We start from the raw sequence: 16,911 nt of genomic DNA, 5'->3' as shown, positions 1-16,911 counted from the left end.
GGCAATACATAAGTGTGCTTGGGGCTGGTCGTAAAGGGCGGTACGGTGTGGGCGGTACCGAACACAGCGTGAACAGCGTGAACACGGAGGACAGGGCTCAGTGGCGGAGGCGGTCTCGGCAGGTCAGGCGCATCCGACGGGCCCAGGGGCGGTGCTGGCGCTCATCCGCGGCGGCCGGGCCACCACCCGCGCCCAGCTCATGGCCGCGACCGGACTGTCCCGGTCCACGATGGCCTCCCGACTGGAGGCACTGAGCGAGGCCGGATATCTGGAGGTGTCCGGCGCGGCCGACTCCACGGGCGGCCGCCCCGCGGGCTCCTTCCGGCTGCGCCGCGACGCCGGGGTGCTGCTCGTCGCCGACATCGGCGGCAGCCATGTGCACACCGCGCTCGCCGACATGGCGTGCGAGGTCCTGGTCTCGCACCGCCGCGACCTCAGCGTGGCCGAAGGCCCGGAGGCGGTGCTGGGACAGGTCGCCTCCGACTTCCGGCGGCTGCTGAAGGAGGCGGGTGAGCCCGCCGATCGGGTGCGCGGCATCGGCATCGGGGTGCCCGGGCCGGTGGAGGCCGGTACCGGACGCGTCGTCAGCCCGCCCATCATGACCGGCTGGGACGGCTACACCGTGCCGGACTTCTTCCGCGGCGCCTACGACTGCCCGGTCCTCGCCGACAAGGACACCAACCTGATGGCCCTCGGCGAGCACCGCGTCAACTGGCCGGACCGCCGCCATCTGCTCTTCGTCAAGGCGGGCACCGGCATCGGTTCCGGCCTGATCCTCGGCGGCGCGCTCCACCACGGCTCACAGGGCGCCGCGGGCGACATCGGCCACATCCCCGCACCGGGGCTCGACGAGACCTCGCCGGACGCGCCGGTGTGCCGCTGCGGCAACTCCGGCTGTCTGGAGGCCCTGGCGGGCGGCTGGGCCCTGGTCCGCGACCTCACCGCCGCCGGGCACGACGTCGCCACCACCGACGACGTCGTGGCGCTCGTCCGCTCCGGCAACGGCGACGCCGTAAGGCTGCTGCGGCAGGCGGGCCGACTGCTCGGCCAGGGCGTGGCCGACGCGGTCAGCCTGCTCAACCCGTCCATCCTGGTCGTCGGCGGCGGGCTCGCCCACGCCCAGGAACATCTGATCGCGGGCATCCGCGAGGTCACCTACCGGCGGTCCCTGCCGCTGGCCACCCGCGATCTGCGCGTCGTGCTGTCCCCGCTGGGGACCCGCGCGGGCGTCACGGGCGCGGCGCACATGGTCGCCGACGCCCTCTTCGACCCCGCGACGGTCGACGCCCGGCTGCGTTAGCTTCCGGTCCGGTCCGGTCCTGTCCGGTCCGGTCCGGCTCAGCGGGCGGCGGTCGTCCAGGAGTGGGCGACGTCCACGATCACCTTGCCGTCCGACTGGAAGACCCGGAACGGCAGCCGCGCCCGCACCCCGAGGCCGATCTGGGTGTCGCCCTCGAAGCTGGCGGCGTAGCGGGTGTCCCGGAAGGTCTTGTAGCCGGAGACGTCCACGCCGGGCAGCGGCTGCCGGGCCTTGCCCGGGTACGTCCGCTCGCGCGCCTCGTAGTCGTAGCTGGGCGCGCCCACCCGGATGTCCAGGATCGCGCCGCCGCCCACGGCGATCGGGTCCCCGGAGCCGTCCTGGTGCAGCGCGTCGACGTACCGCACGTCATAGCGCACCTGTTCGGCGGCGGTGCCGCCCTTCACGTCGAAGACCATGCGGTCGAAGCACTCGTGCTGACCGGTCCTGATGTTCTCCAGCGGCTTGTGGTTGCCGGAGGGTGCCGTCTTGTCGCCGCTGCCCCAGCCGGTCGCGCACGCCGCGGCCGTGCCCGCACCGGTGGCCTGCGCCGCTTCCGCCGTTCCGGCCGTCACCGCCAGTCCGGCGCCTGCCAGCACGAGCGCCGCGAACGAGGTTCCCCACCGTCGCATGTCCTACCCCCAAGTGTCTCGATTGACGGATGATGCATGAGGTTTGACGGGTAGTGGGGTCCGGAGGTTGTCCCCATTCGGGGACTCTGTCGCAAAGGTTACGGTCGGGGCGGTCCCCTACGGGTGGGGTTGTCCGCAGGACCCACCGGCCGGATGGCCGTATGGGCACGCGCGTCCGGTTCGGACAGGCTCGGGCCCATGCCACTGATGACCGGCAAGACCGCCGCGCTGGGCCTCGCGCTCGCCGCCACCGCCTCCGTCCTGGCCACCGTGTCCTCCGCGGACGCGGCCCCGGCCACCCCCTCGGCCCTCAGCTGGGGGCCGTGCGGCGGCGACGGACATGACGCCCGCCAGGAATGCGCCACGCTCTCCGTGCCGCTGAACTACCGCGACCCGGACGGGAAGCGGATCACGCTCGCCGTCTCCCGCGTCCGCAGCGAGCGGCCGGACGCCCGCCGCGGCACGCTGCTGCTGATCCCCGGCGGCCCAGGAGGGTCCGGCCTGAACAAGCCGTCCACGCTCGGCAAGCGGCTTCCGCAGTCGGTGCGGGACGCGTACGACCTGGTCAGCTTCGACCCGCGCGGAGTGGGCCGGTCCACGCCCGCGAGCTGCGAACTGGCGACTGAGGACCGGTCCCTGGCCCGGGCCCGCCCCTGGCCCGCGGCCGACGGCGACATCACGGAGAACGTCACCGCCGCCCGCCGCATCGCCGACACCTGCGCCCGCAACGGCGGCGACCTGCTGCCCACCCTCTCCACCGTCAACGAGGCGCGTGACGTCGACAGCATCCGCCGGGCGCTCGGCGAGCGGAAGCTGTCCGCGTGGGGCATCTCGTACGGGACGTACCCGGGATCCGTGTACGCGCAGCTGTACCCGGAGCGCACCGACCGCTGGGTGCTGGACAGCAACGACGACCCGGACCCGACGCGGGTGGGGCGCGGCTGGCTGGCCAACTTCGCGGTCGGCGCCGAGGACACCTTCCCCGCCTTCGCGAAGTGGGCCTCGGACCCCGGCAGTCCGGTCCGCCTCGCCGACACCCCCGCCGGGGTGCGCCACCGCGTCCTCGGCCTGGCTGCCCGGCTGGACGCCGAGCCGCTGGAGTGGAAGGGCGCCAACCCGCCCGAGCTGAACGGCAATGTGTTCCGCCAGAGCGTGCTGACGGCCCTGTACTCCCAGAGCCAGTTCGAGGGACTGGCCCGGCTCATCGAGGGCGCGGACGACGGCAAGGTGCCCGGCGCGGTGCCGCCGGATCTGACGCAGGACTCCGCGGCCGTGTCGTTCGGCACCCTCTGCAACGACGTGGAGTGGCCGACGTCGGTCTCGGCTTACGCCCGTGACGTCGCCGCCAGTCGCGCGTCCCACCCGCTCACCGCGGGCATGCCGGTGAACATCACGCCGTGTTCTTTCTGGCCGTACAAGCCCCAGGACAAGCCGGTCCGCATCACCGACCGGGGCCCGTCCAACGTCCTGCTCGTCCAGAACCGCCGCGACCCCGCCACCCCGTACAGCGGGGCCCTCAATCTGCGCCGCGCCTTCGGTGACCGGGCGCGGATGGTCAGCGTGGACGCCACGGGCCACGGCGCGGCCTATGTCCCGGCCCCGTACGCCAGCCCTTGTGCGGACCGCGCGGTGACGGACTACCTGGTGCGCGGCGAACGCCCCGAGCGTGACGTGTCCTGCCCGGGGCCGGACGAAGCGCCGGAAGCGCCGTAGGAGCGGACGCTCAGAGGCGCTCGGGGGTGCGGATGCCCAGCAGGGACATGCCCTGCCGCAGGGTGCGGGCGGTCAGGTCGCACAGGAAGAGCCGGTTCTCGACCTCGGACGGGCCGCCCTCCGCCTTCAGGACCGGGCACTGGTCGTAGAAGGTGGTGAAGTGCGAGGCCAGCTGGTAGAGGTACGCGGCCAGCTTGTGCGGCTCGTACGACGCGGACACCTCGGCCAGCGTCTCCGCGAACTGGTCCACATGCAGACCCAGCGCCCGCTCGGCGGGGGCGAGCCGCAGCTCCGGGTGCGCGGCCGCGGACTGCGTCTCGTCGGCGCGGCGCAGGATCGACTGGATGCGGGCGTACGCGTACTGGAGGTAGACCGAGGTGTCGCCGTTGAGCGAGACCATCTGGTCGAGGTCGAACTTGTAGTCGCGGGAGGCGGAGGTGGACAGGTCGGCGTACTTCACGGCGCCGATGCCCACCTGGCCGCCGCGCTCCTGGATCTCCGCTTCCGTGAGGCCGAGCTTCTCGCTCTTCTCCCGGACCACGGCCGTGGCCCGCTCGGTCGCCTCGTCCAGCAGGTCCTCCAGCCGGACCGTCTCGCCCTCACGGGTCTTGAACGGCTTGCCGTCCTTGCCGAGGACCGTGCCGAAGGCGAGCTGGACGGCGTGGGTCTTCTCGTTCAGCCAGCCGATCCGGCGGGCGGTCTCGAAGACCATCTTGAAGTGCAGCGACTGCCGGGCGTCCACCACATACAGCAGGGAGTCGGCCTTGAGGTTCTGCACCCGGTCGCGGATCGCGGACAGGTCGGTGGCCGCGTAGCCGAAGCCGCCGTCGGACTTCTGGACGATCAGCGGCACCGGGTTGCCGTCCGGGCCCTTGACGTCGTCGAAGAAGACGCACAGCGCGCCCTCGGAGCGGACCGCGACGCCGGACTCCTCCAGCAGGCGGCAGGTCTCGGCCAGCATGTCGTTGTAACCGGACTCGCCGACCACGTCGGGGTCGTGGATCTCGATGTCGAGCTTGTCGAAGACCGAGTAGAAGTAGATCTTCGACTCGTCCACGAACTTCCGCCACAGGGCGATGGTCTCCTCGTCCCCGGCCTGGAGGTCCACCACCCGCCGCCGCGAGCGCTCCTTGAACTCCGTGTCGGAGTCGAAGAGCGCGCGCGCCGCCTTGTAGAGCCGGTTCAGATTGGACATCGCCTCTTGGCCGGAGGCGGCGTCCTTGTGGTCCAGCTCGTGGGGGTGCTCGATCAGGTACTGGATGAGCATGCCGAACTGGGTGCCCCAGTCGCCGATGTGATGGCGCCGGACCACCTGCTCGCCGGTGAACTCCAGGATCCTGACCACCGCGTCGCCGATGACCGCCGAGCGCAGATGGCCGACGTGCATCTCCTTCGCCACGTTCGGCTGGGCGTAGTCGATCACCGTCGTGCCCGCGTCGGCCGCGAACGGGACGCCGAGCCGGTCGTCGGCGGCGCGCGCGGCGAGGGTCGCGGTGATGGCGGAGTCCGCGACGGTGATGTTGAGGAAGCCGGGTCCCGAGACCTCGATGTCGGCGATCACCGAGTCGGGGTCGGCGGAGGACGGGGCGACCGGAAGGCGCTCCACGACCTTCGCCGCCAGCTCGCGCGGATTCCCCTTCAGCCGCTTCGCCAGCGCCAGCATCCCGTTGGCCTGGAAGTCGGCCCGGTCGCTTCGTCGCAGCAGCGGGTCCGCGGCAGCGGCCTCCGGCAGGGCAGCCGTGAGGGCGTTCGCGACGCGCTGGTGGACCGAAGCGGCAAGGGAGGGGACCGAGGCCATGGGTGAGGTGCCGTTCCTATAGAGGGCTGGGTTACCAATCTGGCCACCTCAGTATTTCACGGGCCGTCCAACCCTTTCTCCGGGCTGTGGACAACTTCGCCGTGGATTCCGACAACCTGTGGGCAACCCCGAAGGCCCCTCCTCCGTCTGGGACAATGGTCGGTGCCATGACCGCTAGGAAGGAAGTGCCGACCGTGGCTCAGAGCACCGAGACCGACTGGGTCTCCCGTTTCGCGGACGAGGTCATTGCCGAGGCGGAGCGACGCGCGCCCGGCAAACCGATCGTCTGCGCCTCGGGCCTCAGCCCGTCCGGCCCGATCCACCTCGGCAATCTGCGCGAGGTCATGACGCCGCACCTGGTCGCGGACGAGATCCGCCGCCGGGGATACGACTGCGTCCACATCCTGTCCTGGGACGACTACGACCGGTACCGGAAGGTCCCGGCCGGGGTCGACCCGTCCTGGTCCGAGCACATCGGCAAGCCGCTGACCTCCGTCCCGGCCCCGCCCGGCTCCACGTACGCGAGCTGGGCCGAGCACTTCAAGGCGCCGATGATCGAGGCCCTGCGCGCGATGGGCATCGAGTTCCACGGCATCAGCCAGACCGAGAAGTACACCTCGGGTGCCTACCGCGAGCAGATCCTGCACGCGATGCGCCACCGCGAGCAGATCGACGCGGTGCTCGACCGGTACCGCACGAAGGACAAGCCCGCCGCGAAGGGCGCGAAGCAGCAGCAGAAGCAGCAGAAGCCGGTCGACGAGGCCGAGCTGGAGGCCGCCGAGGGCTCGGGCGCGGCCGCCGAGGACGACGGCAGCGCGGGCGCCGCCGGGTACTACCCGTACAAGCCGTACTGCTCGGTCTGCGAGCGCGACCTGACGACCGTCACCGCGTACGACGACGAGACCACCGAGCTGACCTACACCTGCGCCTGCGGCCACGGCGAGACCGTGCTGCTCAGCGAGCACGACCACGGCAAGCTGGTCTGGAAGGTCGACTGGCCGATGCGCTGGGCTTACGAGGGCGTCGTCTTCGAGCCGTCCGGCGTCGACCACTCCTCGCCCGGCTCCTCCTTCGTGGTCGGCGGGCAGATCGTGCGCGAGGTCTTCGGCGGCGACCAGCCGATCGGCCCGATGTACGCGTTCGTCGGCATCAGCGGCATGGCCAAGATGTCCTCCTCCAAGGGCGGCGTGCCGACCCCGGCCGACGCGCTGGAGATCATGGAGGCCCCGCTGCTGCGCTGGCTGTACGCGCGCCGTCGGCCGAACCAGTCCTTCAAGATCGCCTTCGACCAGGAGATCCAGCGCACCTACGACGAGTGGGACGCCCTGGAGCGCAAGATCGGCGACGGCTCGGCGCAGCCCGCGGACGCCGCCGCGTACAGCCGCGCCACCCGCACGGCCTCCGGTGAGCTGCCCCGCACCCCGCGCCCGCTGCCGTACCGGATGCTCGCCTCCGTGGTGGACATCACCACCGGGCACGACGAGCAGACGCTGCGCATCCTCGGCGAGCTGGACCCGGCGAACCCGGTGAAGTCCCTCGACGAGACCCGGCCGCGGCTCGACCGGGCCGAGCGCTGGATCACCACCCAGGTCCCGGCCGACCAGCGCACCCGGGTCCGGGAGGAGCCGGACAGCGAGCTGCTGGCCTCGCTCGGCGAGACCGAGCGGGCGTCGCTGCGGCTGCTGCTCGACGGGCTGGACGAGCACTGGTCGCTCGACGGGCTGACGACACTGGTCTACGGCGTGCCGAAGCTCCAGGCGGGGCTGTCGGCGGACGCCAAGCCGACGCCGGAGCTGAAGGTCGCCCAGCGGGCGTTCTTCGCGCTGCTCTACAAGCTGCTGGTCGGGCGGGACACCGGGCCGCGGCTGCCCACCCTGCTGCTGGCGGTGGGCGCGGACCGGGTGCGCAAGCTGCTGGCGGCCTGAGCCCGCTGGAGACGGCTGAGCCGGGCGGGCCCGCGGCCCGCCCGGCTCACGCGTTCCTGAGGCGTTGCGGGGTGCTTTACGGGGTGTGCTCCACCTGCATTTCCATGCGGTAGCGCTCCTTGAAGTCGTTCACGTACGCGTTCAGCTCGTCGATGCCGAGGTCGGCGACGCCGTAGGTCTCCCGCAGCCGCTGCCCGAACTGGTACGCCGAGGGGTACTTCCCGTTGTCGGCGAGGAACTGGCGGAAGGTCGCGTAGAACACCTCGTCGCGCGGGACGTCGTCCGGCATCGCCGCGGCGGCGGACGGCTCCGGCTGCGCGTACTCGGCGTACGGCTGCTCCTGGCCGCGCTGCTCCGGGACGTACGCGCCCTGTGCGTTCCCCACGCCCTGGCCGCCGAGCTGGCGGACCCGGTTCGGGCCGACCGGGACGGTGACCTGCGACTGCGCGGCCTGGTCCGGCTGCTGCGCCGGTCCCGGCTGCTCGTGCTGCGCGGGATGGGAGGCGGCGGGGTCGTACGGGACGGCGCCCCGGCCGTCGTGCTCCTGCCCCGTGGGCTGCTGGTACACCGGCAGCGGCAGCGAGAGGGGCAGCTCCTGCGGCTGCTGGGGCTGGGGCGGCTGCTGCTGCCCGGGCCCGGGACCTGCGGCGAAGCCGGTGCCGTCCGGCGCGCCGTAGACGCCCGGCTGCGCCCCGGGGTACGCCGTGTCCGGCGTCCGCCCGGCGCCGCCCGGTGCGCCGCCCGACGGCAGCGCGGCGGGGGAGAAGGCGTTCGCCTCGAGACCGGCCGCCTCGAGCCCCGCCGGGGCGGTGTCGGACAGCGGCACCCCGTAGCGCGCCAGCCGCAGCGGCATCAGCGCCTCCACCGGGGCCTTGCGGCGCCACTGCCGCCCGTAGCGGGCCTGGAGCCGGGTCTGGTAGACCAGCCGGTCCTGTTCCAGCTGGATGACCTCGTCGTAGCTGCGCAGCTCCCACAGCTTCATCCGGCGCCACAGCCGGAAGGTCGGGATCGGGGCCAGCAGCCAGCGGACGATGCGGACCGACTCCATGTGCCGGTCGGCGGTGATGTCGGCGATCCGGCCGATCGCGTGCCGGGCGGCCTCGACGGAGACCACGAAGAGCACCGGGATGACGGCGTGCATGCCGACGCCGATCGGGTCCGGCCAGGCGGCGGCGCCGTTGAACGCGATGGTGGCCGCGGTCAGCATCCACGCGGTCTGGCGCAGCAGGGGGAAGGGGATACGGATCCACGTCAGCAGCAGATCCAGGGCCAGCAGGACGCAGATCCCGGCGTCGATCCCGATGGGGAAGACGTTGGAGAAGGCGCCGAAGCCCTTCTTCTCGGCGAGGTCGCGAACCGCGGAGTAGGACCCCGCGAAGCCGATCGCGGCGATCAGCACCGCTCCGGTGACGACCACGCCGATAAGTATTCGATGCGTTCGTGTCAGTTGCATCGCGGCCACCCGCGATCCCTCCCCGTCCTTGGCGACAAGCCTTGGCATGCAGCGCGCCCAGGGTCGCATACACGTCAAGCGCCACTGACGGGAAGGGGTCGGCGGAGGTGGTCGGGCGCCGCCTCAGGAGTCCTTGGAGCCCTTGTCGTCCTTGGACTTGTCAGCGGCCTTGGACCCGTCGGCGCTGGGGGAACCCTTGCCGCCTTCGGTGCCCTTCGCGACGGACTCGACGACCTCCTTGGCCGCGGACTTGGCGTCCTCCATCAGCTTCTTGGCGTCCGGCGTCTTCTCGGTCTCGTAGCCCGCGCCGTCGTACTCGATGGTCACCACGACGTTGGCGGTCCGGGCGACGACGGTCTGGTTCCGGAAGTCGTCGCCGTCCTTCTTCTCCTCGGTACGGACGGTGGTCGCCGCGTCACCGATGGCCGCCTGCTCGGTCTTGGGGTTCTTCACCCCCTTCGCGGAGGTGACCTTGCTCGCCTGCTGGGTGGCGTACTCCTGGGCGCGCTTGTCGCCCGCGCCGAGCCCCGCGTCGGACGGGAAGAGCTTCATGGAGAGGGACAGCGAGCGGTACTTGAAGCCGTCGAGGCCGTTCCACAGGCAGGTGGCGGACGTGTTGGTGTCGGCCGAGGGGAGCGCCTTGCCCTTCTTGGTCTTCGCCTTGGGCACCAGCTCGTCGATGGTGCGGCCGGACAGGGCCGAGCACACATCGGGGAGCTTGCTGAACTTTGCCGCCGCGACGGACGGCGAGGCACTGGGTGAGGAGGGTCTCGACGAGCTCTCCGCGTCCTTTTTGTCCTCGGAGCCGGAGGAGCAGCCTGCGACGAGCATGACCGGGACGGTCGCGCAGGCGAGTATTCGGGCGAGTCGCGGGGCTGAACGGTGCATGGTTCCTTCGCTCAATCTCTGTCGATGGGCGGTGGTCCCGCCCGCGTCATTACCGGCACGGTACGCGGCCGATCGCGGGCGGCCCAATCCCCGAGGTCTCCCGCCCGGGGGCGGCCCGGCTCGCTATTCGGTGAGACGCCCGGTCAGCTCCTGGGCCAAGTCCTGGGCGTTCTGCTGGAGTTCTTCGCTTTCGGGAATGTCCTTTTTGTTGGTCGACCACTGGTCGTACTCAATGGTGGCAATCACATTCGAGGACCGGAAAACGACCGTGATGTCGCGGTGGATTCCGGAGTCCTTGGTGATCAGCTGGTCGTCGAGGAACGCGTCGTCGGCGAGGTCGTCGAGGCGACGCGGGGCGGTGGCGTCCGGGTTCTCCGACGCGTCCCCCTCGCTTGCGGTGCTTTCATCGTCGCCCGCGCCCGGGGTGCCCGTGCCGCCCTTCCCGCTGGTGTTGCCCTTCTCACTTCCGGTGCCGCCGCTGCTGTCCGGGCTCGCGCCGCCCTTGCCGCTGGACGCGCTCGATCCGCTGGACGCGCCGGCCTCCGAGTCGGGCGACGAGGAGGCGGACGCGTCGCTCCCGGCCGACTCGTCCTCGTCCGAGGCGCCGGCGGAGGGCGAGGGCGGGGTGTCCGGAATGCCCGCGGCGGCCGCCTTCTTCTCGTACAGCTCCAGCGCCCGGTCGTCGTCGCTCACGGACGGGTCGTACGAGACGACGCGCTCGAAGTCGAGCGTCAGATAGCGGGTGCCGCTCGGCGTCGCGAGCTTCCAGCGGCAGCCGTCGCGCCGGTCTATGTCGTACGTCACGGTCGCCTGGCCCTCGTACGCCTTGTCGTCCTGGGCGGCACCGGGCAGCAGTCGGCGCAGGGTCTTGGGGCTCACGGCGCCGCATGCCTCGGGAAGGGTGCGATAGCGGCCCGGCTCGGCCGAGACGGTCGAACCGGAGTCGCCGGAGGCGCTGTCGTCGGCTCCGGGCTTCGCGTCGGAGCTGGTGCATCCGCTGAGTCCCGCGGCGGCGAGCACGGCGATGAGCAGGGCGGCGGCCGTGGAGGCGCGCCGTCCACGGGCCGTTCGCTGCGCTGGCTGCACTATTCCGTGTCCCTTCGAGCGAAAACTGCTTGCCGTCCCTGGGCGATGGCTGAAGACAATGTGTACCTCACGGGCCGTCGCGTCTGCCGGTCGGTCGTCGTGAATGGGTCATGGACCCGTTTTTTGCGTTATTCGACTTTCACGGGGGATGAGTAAAACATGTCGTTTGTCGAGGTGTCCGGGGCGAAGGTCCCGATCCGGATGTGGGCGGACCCCGCGACGGTCGAGGGCGGCGCCATGCAGCAGCTGCGGAACGTGGCCACGCTGCCGTGGATCAAGGGCCTGGCCGTGATGCCGGACGTGCACTACGGAAAGGGCGCCACCGTCGGCTCGGTGATCGCGATGCACGGGGCCGTGTGCCCGGCGGCGGTCGGCGTGGACATCGGCTGCGGGATGTCGGCGGTCAAGTCGTCGCTCACCGCGGACGATCTTCCAGGCGATCTGTCGCGGCTGCGGTCCAAGATCGAGCAGGCGATTCCGGTGGGCCGGGGGATGCACGACGACCCGGTCGACCCGGGGCGGCTGCACGGATTCGGGACGGCCGGATGGGACGACTTCTGGGGGCGGTTCGGGGGAGTGGCCGAGGCGGTCAAGTTCCGCCAGGAGCGGGCCACGAAGCAGATGGGGTCGCTCGGATCGGGCAACCACTTCATCGAGTTCTGTCTCGACGATGAGGGTTCGGTCTGGCTGATGCTCCACTCCGGTTCCCGGAACATCGGCAAGGAGCTGGCCGAGTACCACATCGGACAGGCCCGCGGACTGCCGCACAACCAGGATCTGATCGACCGCGACCTGGCCGTCTTCATCGCGGACACCCCGCAGATGGCCGCCTACCGGCACGATCTGTTCTGGGCGCAGGAGTACGCCAAGTACAACCGCGCGATCATGATGTCGCTCTTCCAGGACGTCGTGCGCAAGGAGTTCGCGAAGGCCCGCCCGGTCTTCGAGCCGGTCATCTCCTGCCACCACAACTACGTGGCCGAGGAGCGGTACGAGGGCATTGACCTGCTGGTGACCCGCAAGGGCGCCATCCGCGCGGGCAGCGGGGACTACGGGATCATCCCCGGTTCGATGGGCACTGGTTCGTACATCGTCCGGGGCCTGGGGAACGAGGCGTCCTTCAACTCGGCCTCGCACGGCGCCGGTCGGAAGATGAGCCGGAACGCGGCGAAGAAGCGTTTCTCGACGCGGGACCTGGAGGAGCAGACCCAGGGCGTGGAGTGCCGTAAGGACTCCGGCGTCGTGGACGAGATCCCGGGGGCCTACAAGCCCATCGAGAAGGTCATCGACCAGCAGCGGGACCTCGTCGAGGTGGTGGCCCGGCTCAAGCAGGTCGTCTGCGTCAAGGGGTGACGCCGGTCACGCGCCCTGGGCCGCTCACGACTCCCGGTGGAGCTTGTGCTGGGCGGCCTGGGCGCGGGGGCGGAGCACCATCAGGTCGACGTTGACGTGGGAGGGCCGGGTGACCGTCCAGACGACGGTGTCGGCGACGTCGTCTGCGGTCAGCGGCTCGGCCACGCCCTCGTAGACCGCGGCCGCCTGACCCTCGTTCCCGCGGAACCGGTTCACCGCGAACTCGTCCGTCATGACCATGCCCGGCGCGATCTCGATCACCCGCACCGGCTCGCCGCACAGCTCCAGCCGCAGCGTGCCCGCGATCGCGTGCGCGCCGTGCTTGGCGGCCACGTAACCGCCGCCGCCCTCGTACTGGACGTGGCCCGCCGTGGAGGACAGCACCACGATCGTGCCGTCGCCGGAGGCGACGAGGGCGGGCAGCAGGGCCTGCGTCACATGGAGCACGCCCATCACGTTGACCTCGTACATCGCGCGCCAGTCGGCCGGGTCGGAGGCCGCGACGGTCTCGGCTCCGATGGCCCCGCCCGCGTTGTTGACCAGTACGTCACAGCGGTCGAGCTGACCGGCGAAGGCGGTCACGGCGTCCCGGTCGGTGACGTCCAGGACGTACGGCACGGCCTCGTGCCCCGCCTCGGTCAGCTCCGTGGCCAGCGCCTCGATCCGCTCCTTGCGGCGGGCGGCGAGGACGACGCGGAATCCGGCCGCGGCGAGCCTGCGGGCGGTCGCCGCCCCGATCCCACTGCTGGCACCGGTGATGACTGCGGTACGGGTGGTCATCGGCCCTCCTGTGGCGACGTGGCGTACACGATCACGGTACGGAAATCACACCGTGATCCATACGCAGGATATGACCTTCTGATCTACGGCCGATCGGGGGACTGGGGATCGGAAACCGCTATCCGCTCATGACCCCGGGGAAGGGTGCACTGCGTCCGGCGTGCCGCCGGTCTCGGACTCTCCCATGCCCAAGGAGTGAATTCAGGTCATGACCCATCAGAACAGAATGGTGTCCCGGTCCCGTCGGTCCCTCAGCCGTTGGGGCGTCGCCTCCGCCGGTGCCCTCGCGGCCGCGGCGCTGGTGGCGGGCGCTCCGTCGGTCGCGTGGGCCGCGGGTACGCCGGGCCCGCACCAGTCGTCGTCCTCCGCATGCCCCCAGGACCACGAGCGGCACGGCGACCATGGGGATGGCCGTCAGCACGACAACAACAACCAGCACAACAACCACCAGCAGCAAGGCAACAACAACCACCACCAGCACGACAACGGTCAGCAGCAGAACGGCAACAACAACCAGCACCAGCAGCAAGGCAACAACCACCAGCAGCACAACAACAACCAGCACCAGCAGCAAGGCAACAACGGCCAGCAGCACAACAACAACCAGCACCAGCAGCAAGGCAACAACAGCCACCAGCAGCAAGGCAACAACAGTCAGCAGCAGCAAGGCAACAACAACCAGCAGCACAACAACGGCCAGCAGATGAACGGGCAGTCGGGGAACGGCTGGCACGGCAACGGGCAGCAGGGCAATGGCCAGGCGGGCCACATGCAGCAGGGCAGCGGTCAGGCCGCTCAGGGGCAGCAGGCCAACGGCCAGCAGATGAACGGCCAGCAGATGAACGGGCAGTCGGGGAACGGCTGGCACGGCAACGGGCAGCAGGGCAACGGCCAGGCGGGCCAGATGCAGCAGGGCAACGGCCAGGCGGGCCACATGCAGCAGGGCAACGGCCAGGCCGCCCAAGGGCAGCAGGCCAACGGTCAGGCCGCCGCCAACCAGGGCCAGGGCGCCCGGCCCAACGCCCGCCCGAACCGCTGGCAGCGTGAGAACAGCGCCCCGCAGGGCCATGGCTACCAGCAGCGCGCCATGGTCCAGCCGGAGGCGGCCCCGCAGGCCGCCGAGGTCATGCCGCAGGACCGTTACGGCGCCCCGTCCGCCCACGGTGACCACCAGAACAACCAGCACCAGCAGAACAACAACCAGCACAACAACCAGCAGCAGGGCAGCGGCGCGCAGAGCGCGAGCGGACCGGTCACGCTCCAGCAGGCCGTGGAGATCGCCGAGTGCGAGGCCGGCGGCCAGGCCGTCAGCGTCGACCTGGTGGACGACTGCCCCGAGGACGACCAGCGGCACGACGACCACCACAAGGGCGACCACCGCAAGAACGGTCAGCACCAGGACCAGCAGCGCCACGGCGACAGGCAGCAGGACGAGCACGGCCAGCGGGACGAGCACAAGCAGCAGGGTCCGCACCAGGTGTGGGCCGTGGACGTCGAGTGCGGCGACACCATCACCCGGGTGCTGATCGACCCGGACACCGGCTGCGTGCTCAGCTCAACTCAGCAGCAGGACAACGGCGACCACGGTCAGCACGGCCACCCGCTCACCTTCTAGGCGCGTACATGATCACGGCTACTCCGGCCAGGCAGATCAGCGCTCCGAGGACATCGAAGCGGTCGGGCCGGTAGCCGTCGGCGACCATGCCCCAGGCGAGCGATCCGGCGACGAAGACGCCGCCGTACGCCGCGAGGATGCGGCCGAACTCCGCGTCCGGCTGGAGCGTGGCGACGAAACCGTAGGCGCCGAGAGCGACGATCCCGGCGCCGATCCAGGCCCATCCCCTGTGCTCGCGCACACCCTGCCAGACCAGCCAGGCGCCTCCGATCTCCAGGAGGGCGGCCAGGACGAACAGGACGACGGAGCGTGCGATGAGCATGGGGGAAGGCTAGGACGATGCTGAGGACCGACCGGCCTCAGGGCCAGACCAGGCAGTACGGCTGGTGGCCGGCCTCGTGCAGCCGGTGGCTGAAGTCCTGCCACTCGTGGAGCAGTTGGTAGACCAGGAAGGCGTCCCGCGGGCCGCCGCGGTCCGGGACCGTGGACCAGATGAAGGCCGCCGCGCCCACCGCCTCCTCGCCGACGCCGCGCAGCGGGTCGACGGCGGTCATCGGCAGCTTGACGACGGCGTAGTCCGGGTGCAGGACGACGAGTTCGAGCGGGGGCACCTTGTGCAGGGGCACGCCCTCGATGCCGGTGAGGACCATCGCGGCCACCGTCTCCGGCTTGATCTTGGTGAACATGCCGTGACCCAGCTCGTCACCGCCGAGCTCCTCGGGGCGCATGGAGATGGGGACCCGGGCAGCGGTGGCCCCGTCGGGCGCGCCGAAGTACTTGTAGGTCACCCCCATGCGGCCCCCGCTCCTGCTTGCCCTGCCCGCGTCTTCTCGCCGATGGCGTCCGGGGCGGGCACGCTCGGGGCCTCGATCGTCAGTCCCTTCACCCAGTTCGCCACCGCGATGCATATCTCCACCCGACCACTCGCAGCCGCCGCCGCGCAACCCGATCTTTGCCACTGATCAAACTGATCAATATGACTGAGACCTCCCCCGCGTCGGCGTTGTGAAACGCCCGGCGGCAGGACTCCGTCACCCTCTGACAACATGGCTTGCGTGAGCTATCCGTACGCAGCCCCAGTTTCGCAGACGCTTTTCGATCGTGCGGCCGTCGTGACGCCCGGCGGCGTGAACTCTCCGGTCCGGGCTTTCCGCGCCGTCGGAGGTACGCCCCGCTTTATGGTGTCCGGTGACGGTCCGTACCTCACCGATGCCGACGGACGCGAGTACGTCGACCTCGTGTGCTCGTGGGGACCGATGATCCTCGGCCATTCGCACCCCGAGGTCATCGCGGCCGTGCAGGCCGCCGTCGCACGTGGTACGTCGTTCGGCACCCCGGGCGAGGGCGAGGTCGAACTCGCCGAGGAGATCGTGGCCCGGGTCGGCCCCGTCGAGCAGGTGCGCCTGGTGTCGTCCGGCACCGAGGCGACGATGTCGGCGATCCGGCTGGCCCGCGGGTTCACCGGCCGCCCCAAGGTGATCAAGTTCGCCGGTTGCTACCACGGCCATGTGGACGCCCTGCTGGCCGCGGCCGGGTCCGGGGTGGCGACCTTCGGGCTGCCGGACACCCCCGGGGTGACGGGCGCGCAGGCGGGGGAGACCCTCGTGCTGCCGTACAACGACCTGGAGGCGGTGCGGGCGGCGTTCGCCGCGCACCCGGGTGAGATCGCCTGTGTGATCACCGAGGCCTCGGCGGGCAACATGGGCGTGGTGCCGCCGCTGCCGGGGTTCAACGCGGGCCTGAAGCAGCTGTGCGCCGACAACGGCGCGCTCTACATCTCCGACGAGGTCATGACCGGCTTCCGGGTCTCCAAGGCCGGCTGGTTCGGGCTCGACGGAGTCGTACCCGATCTGATGACCTTCGGAAAGGTCATGGGCGGCGGCTTCCCGGCCGCGGCCTTCGGCGGCCGCAGCGATGTGATGGCGCAGCTCGCCCCGGCCGGTCCGGTCTACCAGGCGGGCACCCTGTCCGGGAACCCGATCGCGACGGCGGCCGGTGTGGCGCAGCTGCGGCTGCTGGACGACGCGGCGTACGAGAAGGTCGACGCGGCCTCCGCGCGGCTGCGGGCGCTGGTGACCGAGGCGCTGGACAAGGCGGGCGTGGCCCACCGGCTCCAGACCGCGGGCAACATGTTCTCCGTCTTCTTCACCGACGAGGACGTCACGGACTACGCCAAGGCGAAGGCGCAGCAGGCGTTCCGCTTCACCCCCTTCTTCCACTCGATGCTGTCCCAGGGCGTCTATCTGCCGCCGTCGGCCTTCGAGTCGTGGTTCGTCTCGACGGCTCATGACGAGCGGGCGCTGGAGCGGGTGGCGGAGGCTCTGCCGGGGGCGGCGCGGGCCGCCGCCGAGGCGACTGAATGATGGGTGAC

General features: G+C 70.8%; 14 protein-coding genes. 6 read left to right on the top strand and 8 right to left on the bottom strand.

The features are described 5' to 3' along the window. The first annotated feature begins 100 nt into the window (after positions 1 to 100). Entirely contained in the window at positions 101 to 1,300 is a 1,200-nt protein-coding gene (locus ACH4TL_RS38820; protein WP_398325379.1) for an ROK family protein, read from the top strand. Positions 1,301 to 1,338: 38 nt separating this feature from the next. On the opposite strand, the gene ACH4TL_RS38815 is transcribed toward ACH4TL_RS38820, so the two are convergent. After that, positions 1,339 to 1,929: a hypothetical protein gene (locus ACH4TL_RS38815; protein ID WP_398325376.1), complete on the bottom strand. Its 591-nt coding sequence runs from the start codon at positions 1,927 to 1,929 to the stop codon at positions 1,339 to 1,341. A gap of 198 nt (positions 1,930 to 2,127) precedes the next feature. Here ACH4TL_RS38815 and ACH4TL_RS38810 point away from each other — a divergent pair, with 198 nt between their 5' ends. Further along, positions 2,128 to 3,642 carry an alpha/beta hydrolase gene (locus tag ACH4TL_RS38810; RefSeq protein WP_398325373.1) on the top strand — a complete coding sequence of 505 codons (1,515 nt, stop codon included), beginning with the start codon at positions 2,128 to 2,130 and terminating at the stop codon, positions 3,640 to 3,642. Positions 3,643 to 3,652: 10 nt separating this feature from the next. On the opposite strand, the gene argS is transcribed toward ACH4TL_RS38810, so the two are convergent. After that, positions 3,653 to 5,440: an arginine--tRNA ligase gene (argS, locus tag ACH4TL_RS38805; protein WP_398325370.1), complete on the bottom strand. Its 1,788-nt coding sequence runs from the start codon at positions 5,438 to 5,440 to the stop codon at positions 3,653 to 3,655. 167 nt (positions 5,441 to 5,607) lie between these two features. On the opposite strand from argS, the gene lysS reads away from it, so the two are divergent. Further along, positions 5,608 to 7,365 (top strand): lysine--tRNA ligase, encoded by a 1,758-nt coding sequence (gene lysS / locus ACH4TL_RS38800; protein ID WP_398325368.1) that lies wholly within the window; start codon positions 5,608 to 5,610, stop codon positions 7,363 to 7,365. 76 nt (positions 7,366 to 7,441) lie between these two features. Here lysS and ACH4TL_RS38795 read toward each other — a convergent pair whose 3' ends face one another. The 3 genes from ACH4TL_RS38795 to ACH4TL_RS38785 all read right to left on the bottom strand — a co-directional run bounded on the left by ACH4TL_RS38795 (position 7,442) and on the right by ACH4TL_RS38785 (position 10,792). Continuing rightward, positions 7,442 to 8,818: a DUF2637 domain-containing protein gene (locus tag ACH4TL_RS38795; protein WP_398325365.1), complete on the bottom strand. Its 1,377-nt coding sequence runs from the start codon at positions 8,816 to 8,818 to the stop codon at positions 7,442 to 7,444. 123 nt (positions 8,819 to 8,941) lie between these two features. Further along, positions 8,942 to 9,706 (bottom strand): hypothetical protein, encoded by a 765-nt coding sequence (locus ACH4TL_RS38790; RefSeq protein WP_398325362.1) that lies wholly within the window; start codon positions 9,704 to 9,706, stop codon positions 8,942 to 8,944. Positions 9,707 to 9,829: 123 nt separating this feature from the next. Next, positions 9,830 to 10,792, bottom strand: coding sequence for a DUF3558 domain-containing protein (locus ACH4TL_RS38785; RefSeq protein ID WP_398325359.1), 963 nt, complete (start codon positions 10,790 to 10,792; stop codon positions 9,830 to 9,832). A 159-nt stretch (positions 10,793 to 10,951) separates the two neighbouring features. Between ACH4TL_RS38785 and ACH4TL_RS38780 the strand changes: the two genes are divergently transcribed. Beyond that, complete coding sequence (locus ACH4TL_RS38780) at positions 10,952 to 12,145, top strand: RtcB family protein (RefSeq protein ID WP_398325356.1); 1,194 nt, start codon at positions 10,952 to 10,954, stop codon at positions 12,143 to 12,145. 24 nt (positions 12,146 to 12,169) lie between these two features. Here ACH4TL_RS38780 and ACH4TL_RS38775 read toward each other — a convergent pair whose 3' ends face one another. Further along, positions 12,170 to 12,925, bottom strand: coding sequence for an SDR family oxidoreductase (locus tag ACH4TL_RS38775; RefSeq protein ID WP_398325353.1), 756 nt, complete (start codon positions 12,923 to 12,925; stop codon positions 12,170 to 12,172). A 208-nt stretch (positions 12,926 to 13,133) separates the two neighbouring features. Between ACH4TL_RS38775 and ACH4TL_RS38770 the strand changes: the two genes are divergently transcribed. After that, positions 13,134 to 14,540, top strand: a complete 1,407-nt coding sequence (locus ACH4TL_RS38770) for a hypothetical protein (RefSeq protein ID WP_398325350.1) — start codon at positions 13,134 to 13,136, stop codon at positions 14,538 to 14,540. Here the strand turns inward: ACH4TL_RS38770 and ACH4TL_RS38765 are convergent. Beyond that, entirely contained in the window at positions 14,530 to 14,862 is a 333-nt protein-coding gene (locus ACH4TL_RS38765; RefSeq protein ID WP_398325347.1) for a YnfA family protein, read from the bottom strand. The two genes, ACH4TL_RS38770 and ACH4TL_RS38765, sit on opposite strands and share 11 nt — an antisense overlap. Positions 14,863 to 14,899: 37 nt before the next feature. After that, entirely contained in the window at positions 14,900 to 15,448 is a 549-nt protein-coding gene (locus tag ACH4TL_RS38760; RefSeq protein WP_078510346.1) for a hypothetical protein, read from the bottom strand. Between the two features lie 138 nt (positions 15,449 to 15,586). Between ACH4TL_RS38760 and hemL the strand changes: the two genes are divergently transcribed. Next, positions 15,587 to 16,903, top strand: coding sequence for a glutamate-1-semialdehyde 2,1-aminomutase (gene hemL, locus ACH4TL_RS38755; protein WP_398325344.1), 1,317 nt, complete (start codon positions 15,587 to 15,589; stop codon positions 16,901 to 16,903). The last annotated feature ends 8 nt before the right edge of the window (positions 16,904 to 16,911 follow it).

Origin of the sequence: Streptomyces sp. NPDC021115 (assembly GCF_044333065.1) — a bacterium.
Taxonomy (GTDB): domain Bacteria; phylum Actinomycetota; class Actinomycetes; order Streptomycetales; family Streptomycetaceae; genus Streptomyces.
This window is presented reverse-complemented; position numbering and strand designations above follow the sequence as displayed.